This window comes from Kitasatospora sp. NPDC093679, from assembly GCF_040683455.1.
Classification (GTDB): Bacteria; Actinomycetota; Actinomycetes; order Streptomycetales; family Streptomycetaceae; genus Kitasatospora; species Kitasatospora arboriphila.
In genome coordinates this window covers 17,662-40,431 of the sequence record NZ_JBFBDW010000038.1, presented here as the reverse complement: position 1 = coordinate 40,431, position 22,770 = coordinate 17,662, and the positions used below count along the sequence as shown (strand labels likewise).

The following is a 22,770-nucleotide window of genomic DNA, read 5'->3' as shown; positions in this document are numbered from 1 at the left end:
GGTCAGTGGGGCGTGCGACGATCCGGGTCATGATCGCCTCGCTCGAATCCCTGCTGCCCGCCGCCGGGCCGCACCGCTCGACCACGTACCCCGACTGGGTCGCCGCGCACGACCCGGACGCGGCGGACGCCGCACGTAACCTGGCCGCCCTGATGGCCGACCGGCTGAACCGGTCCTGGCACAAGCCCGGCGCGTTCGTGGACACGATGGCCCGCCAGGCGCGGCAGCTCCCGCCGGCCCATCTGCCGTGGTTCTGGGACACCGTCGGGCACCGGCTGATCGGCACCGGCGGCCGGGCCGCCGGGCGGGCCTACGCGGCCGCCCGCGCGGCGGAGGCCGAGCACGGCCTGCCGGTGGACGCCGGCTACCGGCGGGCCAACGCGCTGCTGTTCGCGGCGGCCGGGGCCATGCCGGCCAAGGAGCTGGCGGCGCACCAGCGGTTCCTCACCGAGACGCTGGAGCCGGCCGCCGCGCACGCGGCCCTCGACCGGCTGCTGACCGCGTGGGCCGGCTCCTCCGCCGACCTGCCGGCCGATCTGGTCCGCCGGGCGCGGGCCTCGGCGAAGGCCGCCGGGCTCGGGGACGACGAGGTGGCGCGGCTGGTCGGCGCGGTCCTGGCGGTCACCCGCGACAAGGCGGTGCCGGACGCCCTGCTGAACGCCGCCGCTCCGCTCCTGACGGCCCATCCGCCCGAGCACCCGCTCCTGGCCGCTCTGGTCGGGATCTTCCCCGACGGCACCACGGACGGCGGCGCCTGGCTGCGGCTGCTGATCGGCTGCGGCGCCGCCGACGCCATGGCGGACGGCCGGGTGGAACCCGAGGGCGGCCTGCCCCGCTGGCTGGGGCGCTTCGTCCACATGTACCAGTACGCGGCGCAGCCCGGCGGCGGCGTGGGACGGCAGCAGCTCCCGGCCGAACTCCTCGACCTGGTAGGGCGTTTGGCCCCCCGCCTGCGGGCGGCGGGGACCCCGGTCGAGCTGCACACCACCCGCCACCACTGGCAGGGGCTGGACGCCGACCTGCTGGACGCGTGCCTCGCCGCCGACGTCGCCGTCCTCGACCCCGGCGCGCAGATCCGGATGCACTTCTGGGGCGAGCGGTCCCGGCGGGACCTCGCCGCCCTCGCCGCCGATCCGGTGTTCGGCCCCCGGCTGGAGGGCACCGTCCACGCCGGCCTGCTGCCGCAGTGGGGGCCCTCCCGTGCACGCCGCGCCGGCACCGCGGTGACGCTGCTGCCCGGCAACGACGGCATCGCCCAGGCGGTCGCCGCGCGGGTCGGCAGGCTCGTCGACACCGTCGCCGGCGGCGGCATGGCCGGCGCCGAGGAGGCCGTCGCCGAACTGGCGACCCTGCTGGACCGGCCGACCGTGACGGCCCTCGGCGGCATCGCCGACGCCCTCGCCGCGGCCGGCGCCGCCGGTTCGCTGCACCGCTCGCTGCGGGCCGGCCTGCCGGAGGAACTCGCCTGGCCCGCCCTGGAGTCGGCGTACGCCGAGCTCGCGGCCGACGCCGCCGACGCCGCAGCGGACTCCCGGGCGGCGGAGGACGAGGACGGCCCGCTCCCCGGCGTGTCCGGGGTGACCTCCACCTGGCCGGTGCTGACGGTGTTCGGACGCACCCGCGCCGTCGCCGTCGCCCCGGACGGCGTCCGGGCCTCCTGCCGGTTCACCGTGCCCGACGACGCCACCACGTTCGCGGTCCACTACGTCGGCGGCTCCTTCCTGGTCAGCTGGACCGCCAAGGACCGTCCCCACACCGCCGTCTGGGCCGACCGTCCCGACGAGCCGTTCACCCCGGACGACACGGGCGGCCTGGTGCCGTACGACGGCAGCCTGGACGGGGCGTTCGGCTTCCAGTTCGAAACGGCGGACGGCGGCGGACGGCACGGCGGCGAACGGGTGCTGCGCCCCGGCGGAACCGAGGGCATCGACCGCTACGAGCTGCAGCTCTCCGACGGGTCACGGACCTGGGCCAACGGCGTCTTCCGGCGCCGGCCGTGGGAGCTGCTGGACCCGGTCACCGGCGAGTCCCGCGGGGTCGTGGAGCTGCCGGACTTCCCGGGCCGCCCCGCGAGCACCGACCCGGCCGCCGAGCCGTCCGAGATCGGCATGGCCCTGGACGTGGAGGCACTGCAGCTGGCGCCGCTGCCGGCCGGAACGACCGACTCGCCGCTGGGCAGCCGGGACGGGCTGGTCGGCACCCGGGTGCTCTACCGCACCCCCCACCGCAACGCCGCGCCCGACCACTACCTGCTGGAGAGCGTCGACGGGCGCACCGCCCGCTTCGACGTCGACCGCCAGGGCCAGCAGCCGTGGGGGCTGTGGGCACCGCCCCAGGGCGCGGTGAAGGACGTCGTCCTCGCCGAGGCCGAGACCCGCACCGGCGTCCGCGCCTACACCGCGGACGGCAGCCTGCTGTGGGAGCTGGACGGCCACCGCTCACCCGCCAGCAGGTGGGCGAAGCGCTCCCGGCGCGCCACCGTCTCCAACGGCGTCGCCCTGCCGCCCGCCTTCTGGTACCTGCTGCGCACCCGGGACGAGGCCGGATCGCGGGCGCTGCGCGGCGTCGGGCGCACCGGCGCGGAGGCGCTGCTCGCGGCCGCCCGCGGCGGCGCCGGGGAGCTGCGCACGGCGATCGCCCGCGAACTGCCCGAGGTCACCGACCCGGTGCTGGTCGAGGCCGTCGCTGCGGTGGCCGTCCGGGCCGTCCGGGTCGAGGACCGCAGGCTCGCCCTGCACCACCGGGTCACCCTGCTCACCCAGGCGCCGCCGGCCCTGCCGGGCCGGTCCGCACCGGACACCGAGCTGGTGCCCGCCCTGTACGGGCTGGTCGGGACCGGCGGCCGGGACCCGTGGCGGCGCACTCCGGACGTGCCGCTGCCGGCCACCCTGTCCGCGCTCGCGGCCGACGGCGCCTGCCTGGCCGGCACCCTCGCCGAGGAGGTGCGGCGCCTCTCACCCCCCGCGCCGCCGCACGACTGGACGCAGTTGCTCGGCGCGATCGACGCCGCCGCCTGGCGGGCGGCCGTGGCGGCGACCGCGGACCCGTCGCGAGCCGCCCTGCTGGCGCTCCTGGACACCTGGGCGCACCAGCCGTTCGCCGCCGCCGGCAGCCGGTGGTGGGTGGGCCGGGCCCCCGCCGCGGCCCTGGACGCACTGCGCGAGGACGGGACGGCGGTGGCCTCCGCCGCGGTGCAGGCCGGATCGTCGGAGCACTGGTTCGCCGCGCCCGCCGCCCGGCACGCCGAGCCCACCGAGGGCGACCCGGTAACGAGGGCCGTTCCGGAGGCCCGGCTCGTCGTCGTCGCACGGGACGACGCCGCGCGGCTGCGGGCCCTGCTCGCCGCGATCGACGCCCACGGTCCGCTCCCCCTCCCGGAGGCCGCGGCAGCCCGGTTCGCCGAACTGACCGGCGTCCGGCGGGCGGTGGCCCGGCTCGTGGTGGCCGGCCTGGTCGCCGGGTCCGACCGCGAGGACCACCGCAGCCTGCTGCGCAAAGCCCCCTACCGGGCGACGCCCATGACCGTCGACGCCTACGACCGGCTGTGCGCACGGCTCGGCGGCGACGGCCGGCGGGCCGTCCTGGCGGCCGCACTGCCAGACGACCCGGCCGAACTGTGGCAGCCCGGCGGGGTCGACGCCGCCGTCGAACGGATGGCCGCCGCCTGGTGCGCGCGCCTCGGTGCTCAGCCCGCCGTCCACGACGAGGCTGCCGACGCGCTGGAGGCCGAGCTGGGCCTGCCCGAGGTCTGGGCCCGCCGGCTCGCCGGCGGCTACGAGGCCGCCACCGACGCGACCGTGGAGGCCGCGGGCTGGGAGCTGACGGCCACCCCGTACAGCACGGGGGTCGACGTCCGGGCCGTCCCGGCGGCCGGTGTCGAACTGCGGTACGGCACCCCGGTCGGGCTGCCCCTGCAGGTGATCGCGAGCGCCCTGGTGTGGGCGTGCACGGACCGGCCCGTCGGCGACCCGGCCGTGGCCGGCGCGGCCGCGCTCCACGACCGGCTGCGCGCCGAACTCGCCCGCCCGGAGCTGCTGCTGGATCTCGCCGGCGGATCCGTCCGGGACACCCCGGAGGGCATCGAGCAGCGCTTCGGACCGGCGCGGATACCGGTCGCGCGCGACCGCCGCAAGGAGGAGGGCCCGCTGCCGCAGACCGCCTACGACTCGGGGCCGCTGGTCGTCTGCGCGCCCGGCGGCGGCGCGTTCCTGCGTCCCGCGGCGGCGGCCGACCCGCAGGTGTGGCGCACGCTCCGCGGGATCACCGGGCTGACCCGCGAACTCGACCGGGTGGCACCCCTGCTGCCCGGCGGCGGCCTGGAACGCATGCTCGACCGGGCCCGCTCCGGCGCCGTGCCCGCCGGCGCGTACGAGGCCGACCCGCGGCAGTCCTGCCCGGAGCTGGTCGCCCGGGTGTGCGACCGGCTCGCGGTCGGCGCCGACGCCGCGGCGCTGTACCTCCAGCTCGCGACGCTCGCCGCGCCCACCGACCGCAACGTCCGCCGCTGGAACGGCTGGGCGGCCAAGCAGCACACCGCGGCACGCGAGGAACTCCTCGCCACCGGAGCGGTGGTCGAGGCCAAGCGTGCCAGGGCGGGCCGGACGCTCTTCCTGCCCGGCGACTGGACCGAACTGAAGGCCCCGCACCTCCCGTTGGAGACCGTCAAGCTCGCGGCCCACACCGTGACCCCGCTCTGGGGCAACACCGTCCGCTCCCCCTTCGTCCGGGTGCTGCCGGTCGCCCCGCTGCACGAGATGTTCGCCGCGGCCTGGCAGCGGGAGCACGGCGACGCCCCGGCGGCCTCCGACGGCTGACAGCCGGACACCGTTGCCTGCCGGGTCCGGTCCCGGTGGTGGCGGGACCGGACCCGGCAGCAACCCCAGGACGTCCGGTCTCGGGACCGGCCTCGGCGCCCGGTCCCGGCGTCCGGTCTCGACACGCACTCCGGCGCGCACTCCGTCGCAGACCAATCCTTCATCGTATGCACCCTGTGCGAACACAAACATGCTGGCGAAAAAGATCATCACTTCGAGGCAATGCGGCGGGCGCGTCGGGCCAACTGGCCGCCCCGGCGGCTAGTTTGCTCCTGGAGGTCAGCGGCCTGCGCGGACGATCGCCCCGTTCGCCCCGGCCACGTACGACGTGGACCGTGCCGGTCGCCGCTGTTACTGAAGGAGAGCCTGCTCGATGACGGTGGACACCAGCCAGCCGGCGCAGTCGGAGCCGACTGGGCGGAGCAGCCTGGGCACGGCTGCTGCCCGGAACCTCGCCACCACGACCAAGTCCGTGCCGCAGATGCAGGAGATCACCTCCCGCTGGCTGCTGCGGATGCTCCCGTGGGTGGAGGTCGAGGGCGGGACCTACCGGGTCAACCGGCGGCTGACCTACACCGTCGGGGACGGGCGCATCGAGTTCGTCCAGGACGGCGCCCGGGTCCGGGTGATCCCGCGCGAGTTGGGCGAACTCGCGGTGCTGCGCGGCTTCGACGACGTGGCCGTGCTGACCGCGCTCGCCGGCCGCTGCGTCCAGCGCGACTTCCGCGCGGGTGAGGTGCTGGTGGAGCGCGGCACGCCCGCCGAGCGGATCCACCTGATCGCCCACGGCCGGGTCGCCCAGAGCTCCGAGGGCCGGTACGGCGAGGCGGTGTCCGTGGCCGTCCTGGCCGACGGCGACCACTTCGGCGAGCACGCCCTGCTGGAGACCGGGGCGACCTGGGACTGCACCGCCACGGCCGAGACCGCCGGCACCCTGCTGACGCTCTCGCGGGCGGACTTCCACGCCGTGCTGGAGGCGGCTCCGGGCCTCCGGGCGCACGTCGACCGGTTCTCGGCGATCCCGCTCCAGCGGCAGAACCGGCACGGCGAGGCCGAGATCGCGATGTCGGCCGGCCACACCGGCGAGTTCGAGCTGCCCGGTTCGTTCGTCGACTACGAGCTCAAACCGCGCGAGTACGAGCTGTCGGTCGCCCAGACCGTGCTGCGGGTCCACTCCAGGGTCGCCGACCTCTACAACGAGCCGATGAACCAGACCGAGGAGCAACTCAGGCTCACCGTCGAGGCGCTGCGCGAGCGCCAGGAGTTCGAGCTGGTCAACAACCGCGAGTTCGGCCTGCTCCACAACGCCGCGTTCAAGCAGCGGATCCAGAGCCGCTCCGGTTCGCCGACGCCCGACGACCTGGACGAACTGCTCTGCCGCCGGCGCGGTTCCCGGTTCTTCCTCGCGCATCCCCGGGCGATCGCCGCCATCGGCCGCGGGTTCAACGCCCGCGGGCTGTACCCGGACCACGTCGACCTCGGCGGGCAGCAGGTCCCGGCGTGGCGCGGCGTTCCGATCCTGCCGTGCAGCAAGATCCCGATCAGCAGGGAGAACACCACCTCGATCCTCGTGATGCGGACGGGGGAGGACAAGCAGGGCGTCGTCGGTCTGCGCCGGACGGGGCTGGTGGACGAGTACGAGCCGGGCCTGTCGGTGCGGTTCATGGGCATCGACGAACGGGCGGTCATCTCCTACCTCGTCAGCACCTACTACTCCGCGGCGATCCTGGTGCCCGACGCGCTCGGCGTACTGGAGAACGTGCAGATCGGCCGCCGGGACGGCTAGCGCCGTCGACCCGGCCGACCGGCCCCGCCGAACCACGTGGACCCGGCGGCCAGCGGCCCGGCGAACGGCCTGCTCCCGCACACCGCCCCGTGGCGGAAGCCGGACGCAGGACCTGGACAACCGCTGCGCCGGTCCGGCATGCCCCGGCGCGCCCGGACGGGACGGCCCGGCCGCCCTGCCCGTCGGCACCCCCACCCAGCACGCACCCCCTCGGCCCCGCCCGACGTGCCCGGATCCGGGACGTTCCCACCCTTCACCAAGGAGCTACGGATGCCTGTCCCTGTGCCTCTGCCCGGCAGGGCGAGCCCGCCGTCCGCCACGTCCGGCGGCGGGGCCGGCCGACTACCCGGACCGCCTGCGGCCTTCCCGCCGGTCCCGGGGAGCGGGCCCGTGCCCGCTCCGGTCGGCGGGACCGTGCCGCAGGGCGCCGCCGCGGCGTCGACGTCCGGACCGGTGCAGGCATCCGGCTCGGTGCGGACACCCCACCCGGTGCGGCCACCGGGTCCGGCGCCGACGCCCGGCCCTGCGCCGGCGACGAGCCCGGTGCTGCAGCAGATCCTGCGCGGTCCGAGCGGCCTGGGCACGACGGGGCTCTACCTGCCCCCTCTCCAGGCGCCGACCGGACCGACCGGACAGTCCGGCCCGTCCGCGTCCGCCGAACCGGCCGAGCCTGCCGCGGGCAGGCCCGTCCCGGGTCTCTACCACCACCCGATCCCGGAGCCGGACGCCCACCGGGTGGAGGAGGTCAGCCGCAGGATCAAGGCGTGGGCGGTGGAGGAGGTCGAACTCTTCCCCCCGGACTGGGAGGACCAGTTCGACGGGTTCTCGCTGGGCCGCTACATGGTCGCGTGCCATCCCGACGCCCCGACCGTCGAGCACCTGATGATCGCCACCCGGCTGATGGCGGCCGAGAACGCCCTCGACGACTGCTACTGCGAGGACCACGGCGGCTCGCCCGTCGGCCTCGGCGGCCGGCTGCTGCTGGCGCACACCGCGCTCGACCCGCTCCACACGACGGCCGAGTACCAGCCGGACTGGGCGGAGTCGCTGCACGCGGACGCGCCGCGGCGCGCCTACCGCTCGGCCATGCAGTACTTCGTCCAGCAGGCCGGCCACTCCCAGGCCGACCGGTACCGGCACGACATGGCCCGGCTGCACCTGGGGTACCTCGCGGAGGCGGCCTGGGCCGAGACGGACCACGTGCCGGAGGTGTGGGAGTACCTGGCAATGCGCCAGTTCAACAACTTCCGCCCCTGCCCGACCATCACCGACACCGTGGGCGGCTACGAACTCCCCGCGGACCTGCACGCCCTGCCCGCCATGCAGCGGGTCATCGCGCTCGCGGGGAACGCGACCACGATCGTCAACGACCTGTACTCGTACACCAAGGAACTGGCCGGCCCCGGCCGGCACCTGAACCTGCCCGTGGTGATCGCCGAGCGCGAGGACTGCTCCGTCCGCGAGGCCTACCTGAAGGCCGTCGAGGTCCACAACGACCTGATGCACGCCTTCGAGGCCGCGGCCGCCGACCTCGCCGCCGAGGTCCCCCATCCCGTGGTGCTGCGCTTCCTGCGCGGCGTCGCCGCCTGGGTCGACGGCAACCACTACTGGCACCAGACCAACACCTACCGCTACAGCCTGCCCGATTTCTGGTAAGAACCGGTAAGAACGGAATCATCTGTGACCAACACTCAGCTCGCCGCCGCCCCCGCCTCGGCCGTGATCCCCGGCCCGGCGACTCCCTACCAGGGCGACATCGCGCGCTACTGGGACCACGAGGCCCGGCCCGTGAACCTTCGCCTGGGCGACGTCGACGGTCTCTACCACCACCACTACGGCATCGGTGACGTCGACCACGCCGCCCTCGGCGACCCCGAGGACAGCACGTACGAGAAGAAGCTGATCGCCGAGCTGCACCGCCTGGAGTCGGCGCAGACCGACGTCCTCCTGGACCACCTCGGCGCCGTCGGTGCGGACGGGACCCTCGTGGACGCCGGCTGCGGCCGCGGCGGCTCGATGGTGATGGCCCACCAGCGCTTCGGGTGCAAGGTCGAGGGCGTCACCCTGTCGGCCAAGCAGGCCGAGTTCGCGAACGGACGCGCCCGTGACCTGGGCATCGGCGACCACGTCCGCGCCCGCGTGTGCAACATGCTCGACATGCCGTTCGAGACCGGTCGGGTCTCGGCCTCGTGGAACAACGAGTCGAGCATGTACGTCGACCTCCACGACCTCTTCGCCGAGCACGCGCGGATCCTCGGCGTCGGCGGTCGGTACGTCACCATCACCGGCTGCTGGAACCCCCGGTACGGCCAGCCCTCGAAGTGGGTCTCCCAGATCAACGCGCACTTCGAGTGCAACATCCACTCCCGCCGGGAGTACATGCAGGCCATGGCCGACAACCGGCTCGTCCCGCAGGCCGTCGTCGACCTGACCCCGGCGACCCTGCCGTACTGGGAGCTGCGGGCCACGTCCTCGCTGGTCACCGGCATCGAGGAGGCGTTCATCAACTCCTACAAGGACGGCTCGTTCCAGTACGTGCTGATCGCGGCCGACCGCGTCTGAACCCGCCGAGCGGGCGGGGCCTGCGGTCCGCCGCGGCTCCGTGACGGCACCGAGAGGCTGCCACTCCCCCAGGGGGTGGCAGCCTCGACCGGTGCAGCGGTGGGAGCAGCCGACGGGCGCCGGACGGATCACCCGTTCGGCCCCTTCGCCCGAGGGCCCGGCACGCGCCCCGCACCGCGCGCGGAAAGGATGGTCGCGCGGCGGCCCCTCCCGGGCCGCCCGACGACCTTACGGAGGCCCCCATGGCCACGACCTCCCGCCCGGCCGCCCCGGTCCTGGAACCGGCCGCCACCGATCTGGCGAAGGCCACCGACCCGCACCCGCGCATCTACGAACTCGCCCCGGCCGAAGGCCGCGACGCCCTGGCCGGCCTGCAGACCGGCGCCGGCGTCGACAAGCCCTCGGTCGACGAGGAGTGGCTCGACGTCGACGCCGGTGCGCACGGCACGGTCCGCACCCGCATCGTCCGGCCGGCCGGCGTCACCGGCGTCCTGCCGGTGATCTTCTACATCCACGGTGCGGGCTGGGTCTTCGGGGACGAGAACACCCACGACCGCCTCGTGCGCGAACTCGCCGTCCGCGCGAACGCCGCCGTCGTCTTCCCCGTCTACACCCGCGCGCCCGAGGCCAAGTACCCGACCCAGATCGAGCAGAACTACGCCGTCGGCCAGTGGCTCAAGGACCACGGCCCGGCCAGGAGCCTCGACCCCGGCACCGTGGCGGTCTGCGGCGACTCGGTCGGCGGCAACATGTCGACCGTCTTCGCGATGATGAACGCCGAACGCGGCGGGCTGCGCCTCGCCTGCCAGGTGCTGCTCTACCCGGTCACCGACGCCGCCTTCGACACCCCCTCCTACCTGCAGTTCGCCGAGGGCTACTTCCTCACCCGCGAAGGCATGCAGTGGTTCTGGGACCAGTACACCACCGACCCCGCCGAGCGCGCCGACCCGCACGCCTCACCGCTGCGCGCCTCCGCCCAGCAGCTCCGGGCGATGCCGCCGACCCTGATCATCACCGACGAGGCCGACGTGCTGCGCGACGAGGGGGAGGCCTACGCCGCGAAGCTGCGTGCCGCCGGGGTCCAGGTCACCGCGGTCCGCGTCCTGGGCATGGTGCACGACTTCATGATGCTCGACAGCCTGCGCGACACAGCCGCCAACAACGTCGCCCTGAGACTCGCCGGAGACACCCTGCGCGACGCCCTCCACGGGTGGTGAGCCGACCCCTCACCGCGGGGACCCCGGGCTCGCCGACGGCACCGACCGCACCGCCCTCTTCCGGTTCAGCCGACCCGGCGGCCCGGGCCACCTCGCACGGGTTCCAGCCGCAGCCGCCGCGCCGGCCAGGGCGGCGGCTCGGCCGGGCCGAACCAGACCCGGACGTCCTCGCCGGTGCGGACGGGCAGGCGGGGGAAGTCGTTCCCGGCGTGTTCGGTGCGGTGCAGCGCATGGGCCGGGCCGAGGTGCCGGGCGGCGTAGGCGTCGAAGGCGGCCGGGTCGGCGGGGTGGCAGACGGTGGCGAGCACCGTGCGGGCGGCCGGGTCGGGGGTGTAGCCGCGGCCGTTCAGGAGGAGGACGTCGTCGCTGTCGACCATGGTGGCGTTGGCCGCGTCGCGGTGCGCCCGCCAGACCGGGCCGCCGTAGAAGGCCTCCAGCGAGCGGCGCCGACGGTCCATGTCGGGGAAGGACCGCAGCCAGACGAAGCGGTCCGGGTCGTCGAGGTCGCGGAACCGGCCGCCGACGGTGATGCCGGCCGCCTGCTGGCCGGTCACGAACTCGCGCTCGAACAGCTCGATCAGGGTCTCCCGGGCGCCCGGATGCAGGGTGTACTGGCGCAGCTCCACGATGCTCATGCGCCGCAGGCTAGGGGCACTCCCCTGACATCCCCCGTCAGGGGATACTGACCGGCATGCGTGCGAGTCGGCTGGTCTCCCTGCTCCTGCTGCTCCAGAACCGGGGACGGCTGACGGCCGAACAACTCGCCGAGGAGCTGGAGGTGTCCGTCCGCACCGTCTACCGGGACGTCCATGCGCTCGCCGCCGCCGGGATCCCGCTGTACGGCGAGGCCGGGCACGAGGGCGGCTACCGGCTGGTCGACGGGTACCGGACCCGGCTCACCGGGCTGACGGCCGAGGAGGCGCAGGCCGCCTTCCTCGCCGCGCTCCCCGGCGCCGCCGCCGACCTCGGCCTCGGCGAGGCGCTCGCCGCCGCCCGGCTGAAGCTGCACGCCGCCCTTCCGGCGGAGGTGCGCGAGCACGCCGGGCGGGTCCAGGAGCGCTTCCTGCTCGACGCCCCGGGCTGGTACGGCGATCCGGACGACACCCCGCACCTCGCGGCCGTCGCCGCCGCGGTGTGGACGCGGCGGGCGGTGGTCCTGCGGTACCGGCGCTGGCGGGCACCGGAGGAGATCGAGCGGCGGGTCGAACCGTACGGGCTCGTGCTCAAGGCGGGCCGCTGGTACCTGGTCGCGGGCGGGCCGACCGGGATCCGCACGTACCGAATCGACCAGATCGTCGGACTCCGCACGCTGGAGGAGGGGTTCGCGGTGCCGGACGGGTTCGACCTGGGCGGGTACTGGGCGGCCTACCTGGCGGACTTCCGGGGCCGGCTGCACACCGGCGAGGCGCTGGTCCGGCTCACCCCGGAGGGTGCCCGCCGGCTCGGGGTGCCGCGGGCGGGCGACGGCTGGACGGAGGCCCGCGTCCCGATCGAGTCGGTCGACCACGCCCACGGAGAGTTCCTGCGGCTGGGGGCCGACGTGGTGGTGCTCGCACCGGCGGAACTGCGCGACCGCATCGCCGGGACGGTCCGGGCCCTGGCCTCGCAGTACGTCGGGGCGCCGGAGGTGGCCGGGTGAACCGCCGTGGTGCCGTCCTGCCGGCCGGTGCGTGGAAGGCGCGGAGGGGGGCAGACGGCCGGCGGTGACCGCCCGGCCGTCGGGCGGGCCGGGAAGGGGTGGTTGCGATGGTGTCTGCCGTCCGCGGTGCGACGGTCCGTGGCGGCGTCGGGGGCCGGGTGCTGCGCGGGGCCGGCCGTGCGGGCTTCGTCGCCAGGGGCGTGGTCTACGTCCTGGTGGGAGTCCTGGCGTTGCAGATCGCCGGGGACCGCGGCGGTGAGGAGGCCGACCGCCGGGGTGCGCTCCACCGGATCGCGGAGCAGCCCTTCGGGGCGGTCGTGCTGTGGGCACTGGTCGTCGGCTTCGCCGGAATGGCGCTGTGGCGGGCCTCGACGGCGGTGTTCGGTGAAGCCGGGGAGACGCGTACCGCCGGTCGGGTTCTCTGTGCGGGCCGGGCCGTGTTCTACGCCTCCGTCTGCTCGGGGACGCTGAGGTTCGCAGCCGGCGCCGGCGAGGGTTCGAGCAGTGACGCGGCCTCTCGTGACTGGACGGCGGCCGTGATGAGCCGTCCCGGTGGGCGGTACGTGGTGGCCGGCGCCGGCGCCGTGCTCCTGGCCGTCGGAGTCGCCATCGCCGTCCGCGCGGTGCAGCGCCGCTTCCTCAAGAAGCTGGACACCGGTTCGATGGACCGGCGCGTGCGGTCGGCGGTGACCGCGACCGGAGTCGTCGGCAATGTCGCCCGCGGGGCGGTCTTCGGGGCTGCCGGGGTCTTCGTGCTCGTGGCCGCGGTCCGCTTCGATCCGGGGCGGGCGAAGGGCATGGACGACACCCTCCGCTCCTTCGCGGACGGCGCGGCCGGTCCATGGCTGCTCGTGGCCGTGGCAGCGGGCCTGGTCCTGTTCGGCGTGTTCTCCTTCGCCTCGGCCAGGTGGCGGCGGCTGTGAGCGACGCCCGAGGGCGCTCGCCATCGGCTTCGCGTGCCGGTGGCGGCCGTCCGAGCGGGAGCGGATCGCCCGGCACGACCTCGTCGAGGGCTCCGCGACGGTCGCGAGCGCCGGCCGCCGTGTGCCGATCCGCCCCGGCCGGCCGCGCGGTGCATCGACCGCCGCCGATTGGGCATGCGCTCCGCGCGGGCCCCGGCAGCGGGGTCCGGCAGCCGGGGCCGCCCGCCGGGTGACGTGCCCGCCGTCGGCGGCTCCGGGCACGGTCATCTCCTCGGACGGAGGCGGACTCCCATGGCCTGGATCCTGTTCCTGGTGCTCCTCGCGATCGTGCTCGGCCTCATCGGCGTGGCCGCGCACGGTCTGCTGTACCTCCTGTTCATCGGCATCGTCGTCCTCCTCGTCGCGGTGGCCCTCGGGGGCGCGCGCTTCCGCAGGAGCGGCCGGCGTCCCAGCCGGTAGGAAACCCGCTGGCGCGCGGCACGGAAATCGGCGAGGCTCGCCGGCATGGTCTCGGTGGTGCAGAACGTGGCGGTCGACTGTGCGGACGCCTACGGGCTGGCCCGGTTCTGGAGCAGGGTGACCGGCCGGCCGCTGCATCCCGACGACCGGCCGGGCGATCCGGAGGTCCGGGTCATGCTGGCCGAGGGCCCGGTCCTGTACTTCAACCAGGTGCCCGAGGCCAAGACGGTCAAGAACCGGCTCCACCTCTGCCTGCGCCCGGAGACCTCGCGCGACCGGGAGGTCGAACGGCTCCTGGGCCTCGGCGCCACCCTCGTCGCCGACCGCCGCGATCCCGACGGCTCCGGCTGGGCGGTCCTCGCCGATCCCGAGGGCAACGAGTTCTGCGTGCTGCGCAGCGAGTCCGACCGGGCCGCGGCGGCGTCCTGAGGACCCCGACGGGCAGTGGTTGCCGAGGGTCGGGGCGGGCAGACGCTACCCGTCGCGGGGCCGCCCCGCGGCGGAGCGCGGGACTCGACGGACCGGAGGCCACCGATGATCCAGCTCGCAGACGTCCGCGAGTGGCGCCAGCACGACGTCGTCGACCAGGACGCCAAGAAGATCGGTGTCCTGGAGTCGGTCTACGTCGACACGGCGACCGACGAACCGTCCTTCGCCACGGTCACCGTCGGCCTGCCGACCCGCCACCGGCTCGTCTTCGTCCCGCTCGACGGAGCCACCGCCGGACCCGGCTACCTGAAGGTCGCCCATCCGAAGGCCCTGGTGAAGGACGCGCCGTCGATCGACACCGACGGCGTCCTGGCCGCCGACCAGGAACCGGCCGTCTTCGCCCACTACCAGCTCGACTACGCGCCCGGGGCCGGCGGCGAACGCCGCCTCGCCCGCCGCTGACGGACCGGCCGGTGCCCCCGCGGAAACAGCGGACGGCGTACCGCGCAGGCCGGGTGGATCGCCCGGCTGAGCGATCCGACCGGAGGGATCGGAGGTTCGGCCCGCGGCCGTCGTGCGAGGCCGTGAGCCGGCCGCGGCGCTGCACCGTGCCGGCATTCTGCGCCGATCGGCCGGCCTCGGCCGGTCAGTTGCCGTACGCCCGGGGTGCCACGTGGGAGGCCGGGTCGTACCGGCTGCGCGAGCGCTCGGATCGGGGGCCTTCGCCCACGCGGCGGGCCCGCGGTCCTCGACCCGGTCGGGCTCCTCGTCCACGGGCCGGTCGCCGCGCAGGTCGCCCAGGGGCTCGGCGGGGCACGACCCGGCGCCGCGGCCCCGCGAGGGCGCACGGCCGGGTGGCACGGGCCCCGGCGGTCACCGAGCGGTCGTCCGGGAGCGACAACCGCCCACCGCCTGCCGATACTGACCAGGACGACTCGAACGCCCAGGTACACCCTCGCCCAGGGACACCGCACGGATGACCTTCTTCGACAGGCTCGGTCCGCACCGGGAGAGCCACGCCGCCGGCCGGGCCGGGTGGCTGCGGGCCGCCGTGCTCGGCGCCAACGACGGTCTGGTCTCCGTCGCCAGTCTGATGGTCGGCCTCGCCGCCAGTGGGGCGAGCACCTCCACCGTCGTCACCGGCGGCCTGGCGGGCCTCTCCGCCGGGGCGATGTCGATGGCCGCCGGCGAGTACGTCTCCGTCAGCTCCCAGGTCGACGTCGAGACCGCCGACCGGGCCAAGGAGGCCCGCGAGCTCGCCGAAGCCCCCGAGGCGGAACTCGACGAACTCACCGCCATCTACGAAGGCCGCGGCGTCCCGCGCGACCTCGCCCGGCAGGTCGCCGAGGCCCTGCACGAGGCCGACCCGCTCCAGGCCCATCTGCGCGACGAGCTCGGCCAGAGCGAACACACCGCCGCCCGTCCGGTCCAGGCCGCGCTCGCCTCCGCCGCCAGCTTCCTCGCCGGCGGACTCGTCCCCTTCCTCGGCCTGCTCGCAGGATCGGCCGGCGCACGCCTGTGGCTGATCGTCGCCGTCACCCTCTGCGGCCTCGCCCTGGCGGGCGTGCTCGCCGCCCTCGCCGCCGGCACGGCCGTCCTCCGGCCGACCCTGCGCGTCGTCATCGGCGGCGGACTCGCGATGGCCGTCACCGCAGCCGTCGGCCAGCTCGCCCAGGTGTCCGGCGTGTGAGCCCCGGGCACCGCACGGCGAGAGCAGCCGACCGGCCGGGGACGGCCCCGAGCGCCGGCCACCTCCCGGCCGGGACAGTGCCGGTCGACGTGCCGCCGCCCCTCACCATCCGACCGACGACCGGGCCCACAGCCACTCGGCCGTGCCGCGCCCGGCGCCCCGACCGCGGGGGCGGCCGGCCACGACGGCACGGTGAGCGTGCCGTTCGGCTCACGGTCCGGGGCCGGAGGGCCCAGGCCGTCGTCCACTGCCCTGTCCGGACAGGCTGGAAGAGGGGATGCCGAGGAGGTGGTCACGGTGATGTACGGGGACGGTGGAGGCTGGGCGTGGATGATGTTCCTGCCGCTGCTGTGGACCGGCCCGGCCGGGCCGATCGGCTGGGCGACCGTCCGTCTCGCCCACCGGCCGGCCGAAAGGCAGGGCGAGAGCGCCCGGCCCGAGCACCGAGTGCAGCACCCGCACATCCACTCCCGCCGGGCGCTTCGCCGGCCGGGCCGGGAACGGCCGCACGGAGCCGTTCCCGGCAGGCCGTGGAGATCAGGCCGAGGCCACGACCGCACCACCGCTTCGGCGCCGGACCGCCGGTCCGAGCGCCAGAGCGCCAGGTCCGGTCACCGCGATCAGCAGGAAGGCCCAGCAGAACATCGCCGCGGGCTCGCCGCCGTTCTGGATCGGCCACAGGCCGTGCTCCTGGTGGACGCCGAAGTAGGCGTAGGCCATCGAACCGGAACAGAGCAGCGCGGCCGGGCGGACGACCAGCCCCAGCAGGACGAGGGCGCCCGCAGCCAGCTGGATGACGGCCGCCCACCAGCCGGGCCACTGCCCGACCTGCGGCGCCCTACCGTGGGCGCCGCCGAGGACGCCGAACAGGGTCGCGGCGCCGTGGCACGCGAAGAGGAGCGAGACCACGGAGCGGAACAGCCCCAGCACGGTGGGGCGGGCGCGCTCGACGAGCAGCGAGAGGTCTGCGGACACTGGGGACTCCTTGGGTGGGGAGGAGGAGATCGGGCAGGCGGCCGGAATCGGTCGGACGCGCGACGACGGCCGGCACCGGCCGCACACTCGGACCGGATGTGACGCCCGCACACCAAGACTGACGACATGTCATGTCCCTGGCCAGATCTGTGAACCTCTGAACTTCCTCTGAATCCCGCCGCTCAGGCCTCGGTGCGGCAGTCGTCGGGTCCCGGGCTCCGTGCGGGCAGCAGGGCGCGGCCGCGCCCACCGCCGGACGCACGGCGAGGCGGCGGCCCCGTGCGCGCCCCCTACGCTGGAGCCATGCACGACACGGGTACGGACACTGCGGCGGTACGGGTGCTCGTGGTCGAGGACGATACGGGGATCGCCCGGTCCCTGGTCAGGGGTCTGCAGCGGGCCGGGTACGTGGCGCAGAGCGTCGGGACGGGCCGCGCGGCCCTCACCGCCGTCCCGCCCCCGGACGTGGTCCTGCTCGATCTGGGGCTGCCCGACCTGGACGGCGTCGAGGTGTGCCGCCGGCTGCGGCAGCACGGCGACGCGGCGATCATCGTGGTGACCGCTCGGGGTGAGGAGGGCGACCGGGTCTCGGCCCTGGACGAGGGCGCGGACGACTACCTCGTCAAGCCGTTCGGCCTGGCCGAGTTGCTTGCCCGGATCCGCGCGGTGCTCCGCCGCATGCGCCCCGCCGAACCGGACCTGCTGCGCCACGGCGTGCTCACCGTCGACCGGCGGACGCGCAAGGTGAGCGTCGGCGGGACCGAGGTCGCCCTGACCCCGAAGGAGTTCGACATCCTGGAGTGCCTGGCCGTCGACCCGGGCCGGGTGGTCTCCCGCCAGGAGATCCTGGAACGCGCCTGGGACGAGCACTGGTACGGGCCCACCAAGGTGCTGGACGTTCACATGGCCGCACTGCGCCGCAAGCTCGGTGTGCCCGGCCTGGTCGAGACGGTCTACGGCCGGGGCTTCCGCCTCGGCGAACCGGGCTGAGCGGCATGACCCGCCGGATCGCACTGACCGTCCTGGCCCTGGTGACCGTCCTCCTGGTGCTCGCCGTCGTCCCGCTGGGGGTGCTGCTGACGCAGCGTGAGGAGACCTCCTTCCGCAGCGCGGCCGAGGCCGCGGCACGGACGCTCGCCTCCGCCGCCGAGGAGAACCTCTCCGACCACAAGCCGGACACCGACCTGCGCGAGCTGCTCGACGAGACGCAGGACGAGGGCGGCTGCGCGGCCGTCTACGACGCCGCGGGCAAGGTGATCGCCCGCACCTCGTGCGCCGCCGCGACCTCCCGGACCGCCCGCGGCCTGGTGGCCGCGGCCCTCGCCGACGCACGCACGGTCGCCCACCGGTCCGGCGACACCCTGACGGTGGCCACGCCGGTCGGTGACAGCGCGGACGCGGTCGGCACGGCCGTCCTGGTGCGGTCCGCCGATCCGCTGGACGACCGGACCGCCGTGGTCTGGGCCTGGCTCGCACTCATCGGCGTCGTCGGGCTCGTCCTCGGGACCCTGGTGTCGGTGCGGCTGGCCCGCTGGGTGGGGCGTCCGCTCCAGGCGGTCGACGCCGCAGCCCGGCACCTGGGCGAGGGCGCGCTGGACGTCCGGGCCCCGGCGGACTCCGGGCCCGAGGAGGTGCGCCGGCTCGCCGCCACCTTCAACACCATGGCGGCACGCACCGAGGCCCTGGTGCACGGACACCGGGCGGTGACCGCCGACGTGTCCCACCAGCTGCGGACCCCGCTGACGGCACTGCGGCTGCGGCTGGACCTGCTGGCCGCGGACGCCGAGGGCGAGGACGCGGTCGAGCTCGCCGGTGCCCAGGAGGAGATCGCCCGGCTGTCTCGCCTGGTGGACGGCCTGCTGGCGGCCGCCCGCGCCGAGAACGCCGTACCCAGGCCCGTCCCCGTGCGCGTGGACGAGGTCGTCGCGGAGCGGATCACCGCCTGGGAGCCGGTGGCCGCCGAACGGCAGGTGGAACTGGCCTCGCACAGCCCCGGCCGGCCCGTCGTGTACCTCGGCGCCGGCGACCTGGAGCAGCTGCTCGACAACCTGCTGGCCAACGCCCTGGAGGCGGTGCCCGGAGGCGGCCGCATCCGGGTGGAGGCGGCGTCCGCGGCGGCGTCCTTCGGGCCCGGCACGGAACTGCGGGTCGTCGACGACGGGCCGGGGATGAGTCCCGAAGCCCGGGCCACCGCGTTCCGGCGCTTCGGCAATCCGGAGGCGCGCGGCACCGGCCTCGGCCTGGCCATCGTGCACCGGCTGGCGACCGCCAACGGTGGCACGGCCCGACTGGAGGAGACCGCGGGCGGCGGTCTGACCGTGGTGCTGGAACTCCCCGCCGTCCCGCGCGGGCAGGGGCCGGAGCCGGGCCGTCCCCCGCAGCGGACGGGTTGAGCCAGCCGTCGTCGGGCGGTCCCCCGCCCGTTCCCGACCGCCGTGGGGTCGGGTGTCCGCCCGCCTTTACGGGATCCGAAGGATTTCTGAACGGGATCCCGACCGCCCGTGTCGGACGCTGGAGACGGACGGTCCGGAGGCGACCCCGCCGTCCGCACCCCTTCATGACGGGTGCCGGGACGCCACCACCGGAGGTGCACCATGCCGGACTCCGACCCGCGGGACGGCTTCGCCGCCCGTCGGCGCGAGCGGGGGCTGCGCCGCGTCAGCGCGGTCACCGCAGCCCTCCTGACCACGGCCACCGCGGGCACGGCGGTGCTCGGCGCGGAGTACCGCGCCCTGCTGCCGGGTGCCACCGCCGCGCCCGCGACGTCACCCGCCTCCGGGACGCCGGGCACGACCGGGACGACGAACCCCCGGTCGGCCCTGCGGCCTCCGTCCCGTGCCCCGGCCCCGGTCGCCCCGCACAGCCGGGCACCCTCCGCCACCACCGGTGCGTCATGACCACCCCGATCGTGCGGCACACCACCACGACGTTCCCGGCCCTCGGAACGACGGCGGTGCTGCTGGTCGCCGAACCCGCCGCCACGGCCGCCGCCCTCCGGGTGCTGGAGGAGGAACTCGCGGCGATCGACCTCGCGTGCAGCAGGTTCCGGCCCGACTCCGAGCTCTCCCGGGCCAACGGCGCCGACGGAGCGGTCACCGCCGGACCGCTGTTCGCCGAGGCGATCGACGCGGCACTGCGGGCGGCCCGGGCCACCGACGGCGCAGTCGACCCCACGGTCGGCCCCTCCGTGGCGGCACTCGGCTACGACCGCACCTTCGCCTCCGTCAGCCCCGAGGACGTGGGTCCGGTGACCGCCGTCCGGCCGTCCGGCTGGCGCACCGTCGGCTGGGACCCCCGAACGCGCCGGCTGTACCTGCCGCCGGGCACCGCCCTCGACCTCGGAGCGACGGCGAAGGCACTGGCCGCGGACCGCGCGGCCGCACGGGCGGCACACACGGCGGGTTGCGGCGTCCTGGTCTGCCTCGGCGGTGATCTGGCGGCGGCCGGCCCCGCCCCGGCGGGGGACTGGCAGGTCGCGGTCGCCGACGACCACGCAGCCCCGGCGGACGGGGTGGGTCCGGTGGTGTCCGTCACGGGCGGCGGCCTGGCAACCTCCGGCACCACCGTGCGGAGCTGGCGGCGGGGCGGCCGGGTTCTTCACCACATCGTGGACCCGGCCACCGGGGACGTCCCGGCCCCGCTCTGGCGGACGGTCAGCGTCGCCGCGGCGACCTGCGTGGACGCCAACACCGCCGCCACCGCTGCGATCGTGCGGAGCGCGCACGCCCTCGGGTGGCTGCACCACCTCGGCCTGCCGGCCCGCCTGGTGCGGACCGACGGCTCCGTCGTGGTCGTCGGCGGCTGGCCGGCGGACACGGCCCCCGCCCCTGCGCCCGGCAGCGGCTCCGGCCTCAGTGCCGGCGCCGGTGCCGGTGCCGGGCCGGGACTCGACAGCACGGCGGGAGTTCCCCGATGACCGGCACCGTCCGGCTCGCGACCACCGCGCCGAGCCCGCTCTGGTACGCGACCCGGGCCGGCGGCACCGTCGCCCTGCTCCTGCTCACGGCCACCCTCGTCCTGGGGATCGCCGCAGGCGGCCGGTACGCGCCGAAGCGGATCGCCCGGTTCGAGATCGGGGCGCTGCACCGCAACCTCTCGCTCCTCACCACGGTGTTCCTCGGCCTCCACATCGCCACCGCGATCGCCGACCCGTTCGTCCGCCTGAGGTGGCTGGACGCGGTCGTGCCGTTCGCCTCCTCCTACCGCCCGTTCTGGCTGGGCCTCGGCGCCCTGGCCGTCGACCTGCTGCTCGCCGTCCTGGTGACCAGCGCGCTACGGCTGCGGATCGGCCGCCGGAGCTGGAAGGCGGTGCACTGGTTCGCCTACGCGCTCTGGCCTCTGGCGCTCCTCCACGGGGCGGGGACCGGGACGGACACCCGACTGACCCTGCAACTCGGCCTCGCCGCCGGCTGCCTGGCTGCCGTGGTGACGGCGGTGTGGTGGCGCCTGCTCCGGGCCGGCCCCGGTCACCGGGCCGGCCGGCTGTGGGCCGCCCTGGCGGCGGCAGCCGTCCCCGCCCTCGTGGCGGCGCTGCTGGTGGCCGGGCCGGCGCGGACCGGATGGGCGCACCACGGCGGCACCACCGTACGGCCCGGCACCGTCGCCACCGACCGGCAGACCGCCGGCGACGACGGCAACGACGGAGGGGAGGACGAGTGATCCCGCGGACCCGCGCCGTGGCAGCACCACAGCCCACGGGCATCCCCGAAGGACCGGCCGATGCCCGGCTGCTGCACGGTTGGTACAGCACGGGCGGCCCGGCCGGACTGGCCGAGCACCTGGAGCGGTACGGCCCACCGCCCACCGCGTCCGGACGCCGGGCCGCGGACCGGCTGATCCGGGCCGTCGAGGAGGCCGGCCTGACCGGGCGCGGCGGCGCCGCCTTCCCCACCGGCCGCAAGCTCCGCTCGGTCGCCGCGCGGCGCGGCCGGGCCGTGGTCGTCGCCAACGGCATGGAGAGCGAGCCGGCCAGCGGCAAGGACGCCGCTCTGCTCGACCTCGCCCCGCACCTCGTCCTCGACGGCGCCGTCCTGGCCGCGGCGGCCGTGGGAGCATCCGCCGTCCACCTCTGTCTGGCCCGCACACGGCCGTGGCAGCTCGCACGGCTGACCGCGGCCGTCGACGAACGCGGCCGGGCGGGTCTCGACCGGCTGCCCGTCCGGGTGCACGCCCTGCCCCACCATTACGTCTCCAGTGAGGAGACCGCGCTGGTGCACTGGCTGAACGGCGGTGACGCCCGTCCCACGGCCGCCCCGCCGAGGCCGTTCGAGAAGGGCGTGGGCGGGCGCCCCACGCTCGTCGACAACGTGGAGACCCTGGCCCACCTCGCCCTCGTCGCCCGATACGGACCCCGGTGGTTCCGCAGCGCGGGCAGCCCGGACGCGCCCGGGACGACCCTGGTCACGGTCTCCGGGTCGGTCCGCGCCCCCGGCGTCCGGGAGATCCCCCTCGGCACCCCGGTCGGGTCCGTCGTCGAAGCCGCCGGCGGCGCGTCGGAGCCGCTCGGCGCGGTCCTCGTCGGCGGGTACTTCGGCAGCTGGCTGCCGCTCTCCGCCGTGGGCGTGCCGTTCAGCAGGGCCGGCCTCGCCGGGCTCGGTGCCGGGCCGGGCGCGGGGGTGCTGGTCGCGCTCCCCCGCGACGCGTGCGGCCTCGCCGAGACCGCCGGGGTGCTCCACCACCTCGCCGTCCAGAGCGCGGGGCAGTGCGGTCCCTGCCGGTTCGGGCTGCCCGCGGTCGCGGAGGACTTCGCGCAGCTCGCTGCCGGGCACACCGACCCCGGGCTGCTCGACCGGCTGAGCCGCCGCACCAAGCTGCTGGCCGGGCGCGGTGCCTGCCGCCACCCCGACGGCGCTTCGCGGCTCGCCGCGACCGCCCTGGAGGTGTTCGCCGACGACGTGCGCCAGCACGTGCTGGGCGGGCCGTGCGGCGCCGCCGGGCGACGCTCCGTCCTCACGGTGCCCGCTGCGGCGGACCCGGAGAGCGAGGGATGGCGGTGAGCGGGCACCGCCGACTCACCGTGGACCGCATCGCCTGCGACGGCCGCGGCCTCTGTGCGGAGCTGCTGCCCGAACTGGTCGTCCTCGACGAGTGGGGCTACCCGATCCTCGTCGGGCCCGACGTCCCCGACGAGTTGCTGTCCGAAGCCCGGCGCGCGGTCACGGCCTGCCCTGTCCTCGCCCTGCGGATCGAACGCACCCGTCCCGGCCGAACGTGACCTGAACCACTTCTTAGTGCCCGCTCGGGCACACTGCTCGCGGCCTCGCACCGGGCGGGCCG

20 protein-coding genes are annotated in these 22,770 nt (G+C 75.8%); 18 read left to right on the top strand and 2 right to left on the bottom strand.

Annotated elements, in window-relative coordinates; all coding sequences use genetic code 11:
- Nucleotides 1-29: 29 nt before the first annotated feature.
- The 5 genes from AB0O09_RS26725 to AB0O09_RS26705 all read left to right on the top strand — a co-directional run bounded on the left by AB0O09_RS26725 (nt 30) and on the right by AB0O09_RS26705 (nt 10,379).
- Nucleotides 30-4,814 (top strand): hypothetical protein, encoded by a 4,785-nt coding sequence (locus AB0O09_RS26725; protein WP_363545376.1) that lies wholly within the window; start codon nt 30-32, stop codon nt 4,812-4,814.
- A 373-nt stretch (nt 4,815-5,187) separates the two neighbouring features.
- Nucleotides 5,188-6,600 carry a family 2B encapsulin nanocompartment shell protein gene (locus tag AB0O09_RS26720; RefSeq protein WP_363545373.1) on the top strand — a complete coding sequence of 471 codons (1,413 nt, stop codon included), beginning with the start codon at nt 5,188-5,190 and terminating at the stop codon, nt 6,598-6,600.
- Between the two features lie 270 nt (nt 6,601-6,870).
- Nucleotides 6,871-8,256, top strand: a complete 1,386-nt coding sequence (locus AB0O09_RS26715; RefSeq protein WP_363545370.1) for a family 2 encapsulin nanocompartment cargo protein terpene cyclase — start codon at nt 6,871-6,873, stop codon at nt 8,254-8,256.
- 24 nt (nt 8,257-8,280) lie between these two features.
- Entirely contained in the window at nt 8,281-9,162 is an 882-nt protein-coding gene (locus AB0O09_RS26710) for a geranyl diphosphate 2-C-methyltransferase (RefSeq protein WP_363545367.1), read from the top strand.
- Between the two features lie 242 nt (nt 9,163-9,404).
- The gene (locus AB0O09_RS26705; protein ID WP_363545365.1) at nt 9,405-10,379 is read left to right on the top strand and encodes an alpha/beta hydrolase; all 975 of its coding nucleotides are present in this window, start codon (nt 9,405-9,407) and stop codon (nt 10,377-10,379) included.
- Nucleotides 10,380-10,444: 65 nt separating this feature from the next.
- Here the strand turns inward: AB0O09_RS26705 and AB0O09_RS26700 are convergent, their stop codons facing one another.
- A complete protein-coding gene (locus AB0O09_RS26700; RefSeq protein WP_363545362.1) occupies nt 10,445-11,014 on the bottom strand; it encodes an NIPSNAP family protein in 570 nt (189 codons plus the stop codon).
- A 56-nt stretch (nt 11,015-11,070) separates the two neighbouring features.
- On the opposite strand from AB0O09_RS26700, the gene AB0O09_RS26695 reads away from it, so the two are divergent.
- From AB0O09_RS26695 to AB0O09_RS26670, 6 genes are all read left to right on the top strand, one after another.
- The gene (locus AB0O09_RS26695) at nt 11,071-12,018 is read left to right on the top strand and encodes a YafY family protein (protein WP_363545359.1); all 948 of its coding nucleotides are present in this window, start codon (nt 11,071-11,073) and stop codon (nt 12,016-12,018) included.
- Between the two features lie 107 nt (nt 12,019-12,125).
- On the top strand, nt 12,126-12,941 hold the full coding sequence (locus AB0O09_RS26690) for a DUF1206 domain-containing protein (RefSeq protein WP_363545356.1): 816 nt from the start codon (nt 12,126-12,128) through the stop codon (nt 12,939-12,941).
- 291 nt (nt 12,942-13,232) lie between these two features.
- Nucleotides 13,233-13,400 carry a hypothetical protein gene (locus AB0O09_RS26685; RefSeq protein WP_363545353.1) on the top strand — a complete coding sequence of 56 codons (168 nt, stop codon included), beginning with the start codon at nt 13,233-13,235 and terminating at the stop codon, nt 13,398-13,400.
- 45 nt (nt 13,401-13,445) lie between these two features.
- Nucleotides 13,446-13,829, top strand: a complete 384-nt coding sequence (locus AB0O09_RS26680; RefSeq protein ID WP_363545350.1) for a VOC family protein — start codon at nt 13,446-13,448, stop codon at nt 13,827-13,829.
- 105 nt (nt 13,830-13,934) lie between these two features.
- The gene (locus AB0O09_RS26675) at nt 13,935-14,291 is read left to right on the top strand and encodes a PRC-barrel domain-containing protein (protein WP_363545348.1); all 357 of its coding nucleotides are present in this window, start codon (nt 13,935-13,937) and stop codon (nt 14,289-14,291) included.
- A 514-nt stretch (nt 14,292-14,805) separates the two neighbouring features.
- Nucleotides 14,806-15,519 (top strand): VIT family protein, encoded by a 714-nt coding sequence (locus AB0O09_RS26670; RefSeq protein ID WP_363545345.1) that lies wholly within the window; start codon nt 14,806-14,808, stop codon nt 15,517-15,519.
- Nucleotides 15,520-16,056: 537 nt separating this feature from the next.
- Here AB0O09_RS26670 and AB0O09_RS26665 read toward each other — a convergent pair.
- The gene (locus tag AB0O09_RS26665; RefSeq protein WP_363545342.1) at nt 16,057-16,494 is read right to left on the bottom strand and encodes a DoxX family protein; all 438 of its coding nucleotides are present in this window, start codon (nt 16,492-16,494) and stop codon (nt 16,057-16,059) included.
- A 303-nt stretch (nt 16,495-16,797) separates the two neighbouring features.
- Here AB0O09_RS26665 and AB0O09_RS26660 point away from each other — a divergent pair, with 303 nt between their 5' ends.
- From AB0O09_RS26660 to AB0O09_RS26630, 7 genes are all read left to right on the top strand, one after another.
- Nucleotides 16,798-17,484 (top strand): response regulator transcription factor, encoded by a 687-nt coding sequence (locus AB0O09_RS26660; RefSeq protein ID WP_363545339.1) that lies wholly within the window; start codon nt 16,798-16,800, stop codon nt 17,482-17,484.
- Nucleotides 17,485-17,489: 5 nt separating this feature from the next.
- Complete coding sequence (locus AB0O09_RS26655) at nt 17,490-18,887, top strand: HAMP domain-containing sensor histidine kinase (RefSeq protein ID WP_363545336.1); 1,398 nt, start codon at nt 17,490-17,492, stop codon at nt 18,885-18,887.
- 201 nt (nt 18,888-19,088) lie between these two features.
- Entirely contained in the window at nt 19,089-19,391 is a 303-nt protein-coding gene (locus AB0O09_RS26650; RefSeq protein ID WP_363545334.1) for a hypothetical protein, read from the top strand.
- Nucleotides 19,388-20,410, top strand: a complete 1,023-nt coding sequence (locus AB0O09_RS26645; protein ID WP_363545331.1) for an FAD:protein FMN transferase — start codon at nt 19,388-19,390, stop codon at nt 20,408-20,410. Before AB0O09_RS26650 ends, AB0O09_RS26645 begins: the two co-directional genes overlap by 4 nt.
- Nucleotides 20,407-21,153: a ferric reductase-like transmembrane domain-containing protein gene (locus tag AB0O09_RS26640; protein WP_363545328.1), complete on the top strand. Its 747-nt coding sequence runs from the start codon at nt 20,407-20,409 to the stop codon at nt 21,151-21,153. Before AB0O09_RS26645 ends, AB0O09_RS26640 begins: the two co-directional genes overlap by 4 nt.
- Nucleotides 21,154-21,170: 17 nt before the next feature.
- On the top strand, nt 21,171-22,490 hold the full coding sequence (locus AB0O09_RS26635) for an NADH-ubiquinone oxidoreductase-F iron-sulfur binding region domain-containing protein (RefSeq protein ID WP_363545326.1): 1,320 nt from the start codon (nt 21,171-21,173) through the stop codon (nt 22,488-22,490).
- Entirely contained in the window at nt 22,487-22,708 is a 222-nt protein-coding gene (locus AB0O09_RS26630) for a ferredoxin (RefSeq protein WP_363545323.1), read from the top strand. The genes AB0O09_RS26635 and AB0O09_RS26630 overlap by 4 nt, the downstream gene beginning before the upstream one ends.
- The last annotated feature ends 62 nt before the right edge of the window (nt 22,709-22,770 follow it).

Bases quoted from the DNA above. Each gene is read 5' to 3' on its own strand.
- AB0O09_RS26725 (WP_363545376.1), top strand. From the start codon at position 30: ATGATCGCCTCGCTCGAATCCCTGCTGCCCGCCGCCGGGCCGCACCGC.
- AB0O09_RS26720 (WP_363545373.1), top strand. From the start codon at position 5,188: ATGACGGTGGACACCAGCCAGCCGGCGCAGTCGGAGCCGACTGGGCGG.
- AB0O09_RS26715 (WP_363545370.1), top strand. From the start codon at position 6,871: ATGCCTGTCCCTGTGCCTCTGCCCGGCAGGGCGAGCCCGCCGTCCGCC.
- AB0O09_RS26705 (WP_363545365.1), top strand. From the start codon at position 9,405: ATGGCCACGACCTCCCGCCCGGCCGCCCCGGTCCTGGAACCGGCCGCC.
- AB0O09_RS26700 (WP_363545362.1), bottom strand. From the start codon at position 11,014: ATGAGCATCGTGGAGCTGCGCCAGTACACCCTGCATCCGGGCGCCCGG.
- AB0O09_RS26695 (WP_363545359.1), top strand. From the start codon at position 11,071: ATGCGTGCGAGTCGGCTGGTCTCCCTGCTCCTGCTGCTCCAGAACCGG.
- AB0O09_RS26690 (WP_363545356.1), top strand. From the start codon at position 12,126: ATGGTGTCTGCCGTCCGCGGTGCGACGGTCCGTGGCGGCGTCGGGGGC.
- AB0O09_RS26685 (WP_363545353.1), top strand. From the start codon at position 13,233: ATGGCCTGGATCCTGTTCCTGGTGCTCCTCGCGATCGTGCTCGGCCTC.
- AB0O09_RS26680 (WP_363545350.1), top strand. From the start codon at position 13,446: ATGGTCTCGGTGGTGCAGAACGTGGCGGTCGACTGTGCGGACGCCTAC.
- AB0O09_RS26675 (WP_363545348.1), top strand. From the start codon at position 13,935: ATGATCCAGCTCGCAGACGTCCGCGAGTGGCGCCAGCACGACGTCGTC.
- AB0O09_RS26670 (WP_363545345.1), top strand. From the start codon at position 14,806: ATGACCTTCTTCGACAGGCTCGGTCCGCACCGGGAGAGCCACGCCGCC.
- AB0O09_RS26660 (WP_363545339.1), top strand. From the start codon at position 16,798: ATGCACGACACGGGTACGGACACTGCGGCGGTACGGGTGCTCGTGGTC.
- AB0O09_RS26655 (WP_363545336.1), top strand. From the start codon at position 17,490: ATGACCCGCCGGATCGCACTGACCGTCCTGGCCCTGGTGACCGTCCTC.
- AB0O09_RS26650 (WP_363545334.1), top strand. From the start codon at position 19,089: ATGCCGGACTCCGACCCGCGGGACGGCTTCGCCGCCCGTCGGCGCGAG.
- AB0O09_RS26645 (WP_363545331.1), top strand. From the start codon at position 19,388: ATGACCACCCCGATCGTGCGGCACACCACCACGACGTTCCCGGCCCTC.
- AB0O09_RS26640 (WP_363545328.1), top strand. From the start codon at position 20,407: ATGACCGGCACCGTCCGGCTCGCGACCACCGCGCCGAGCCCGCTCTGG.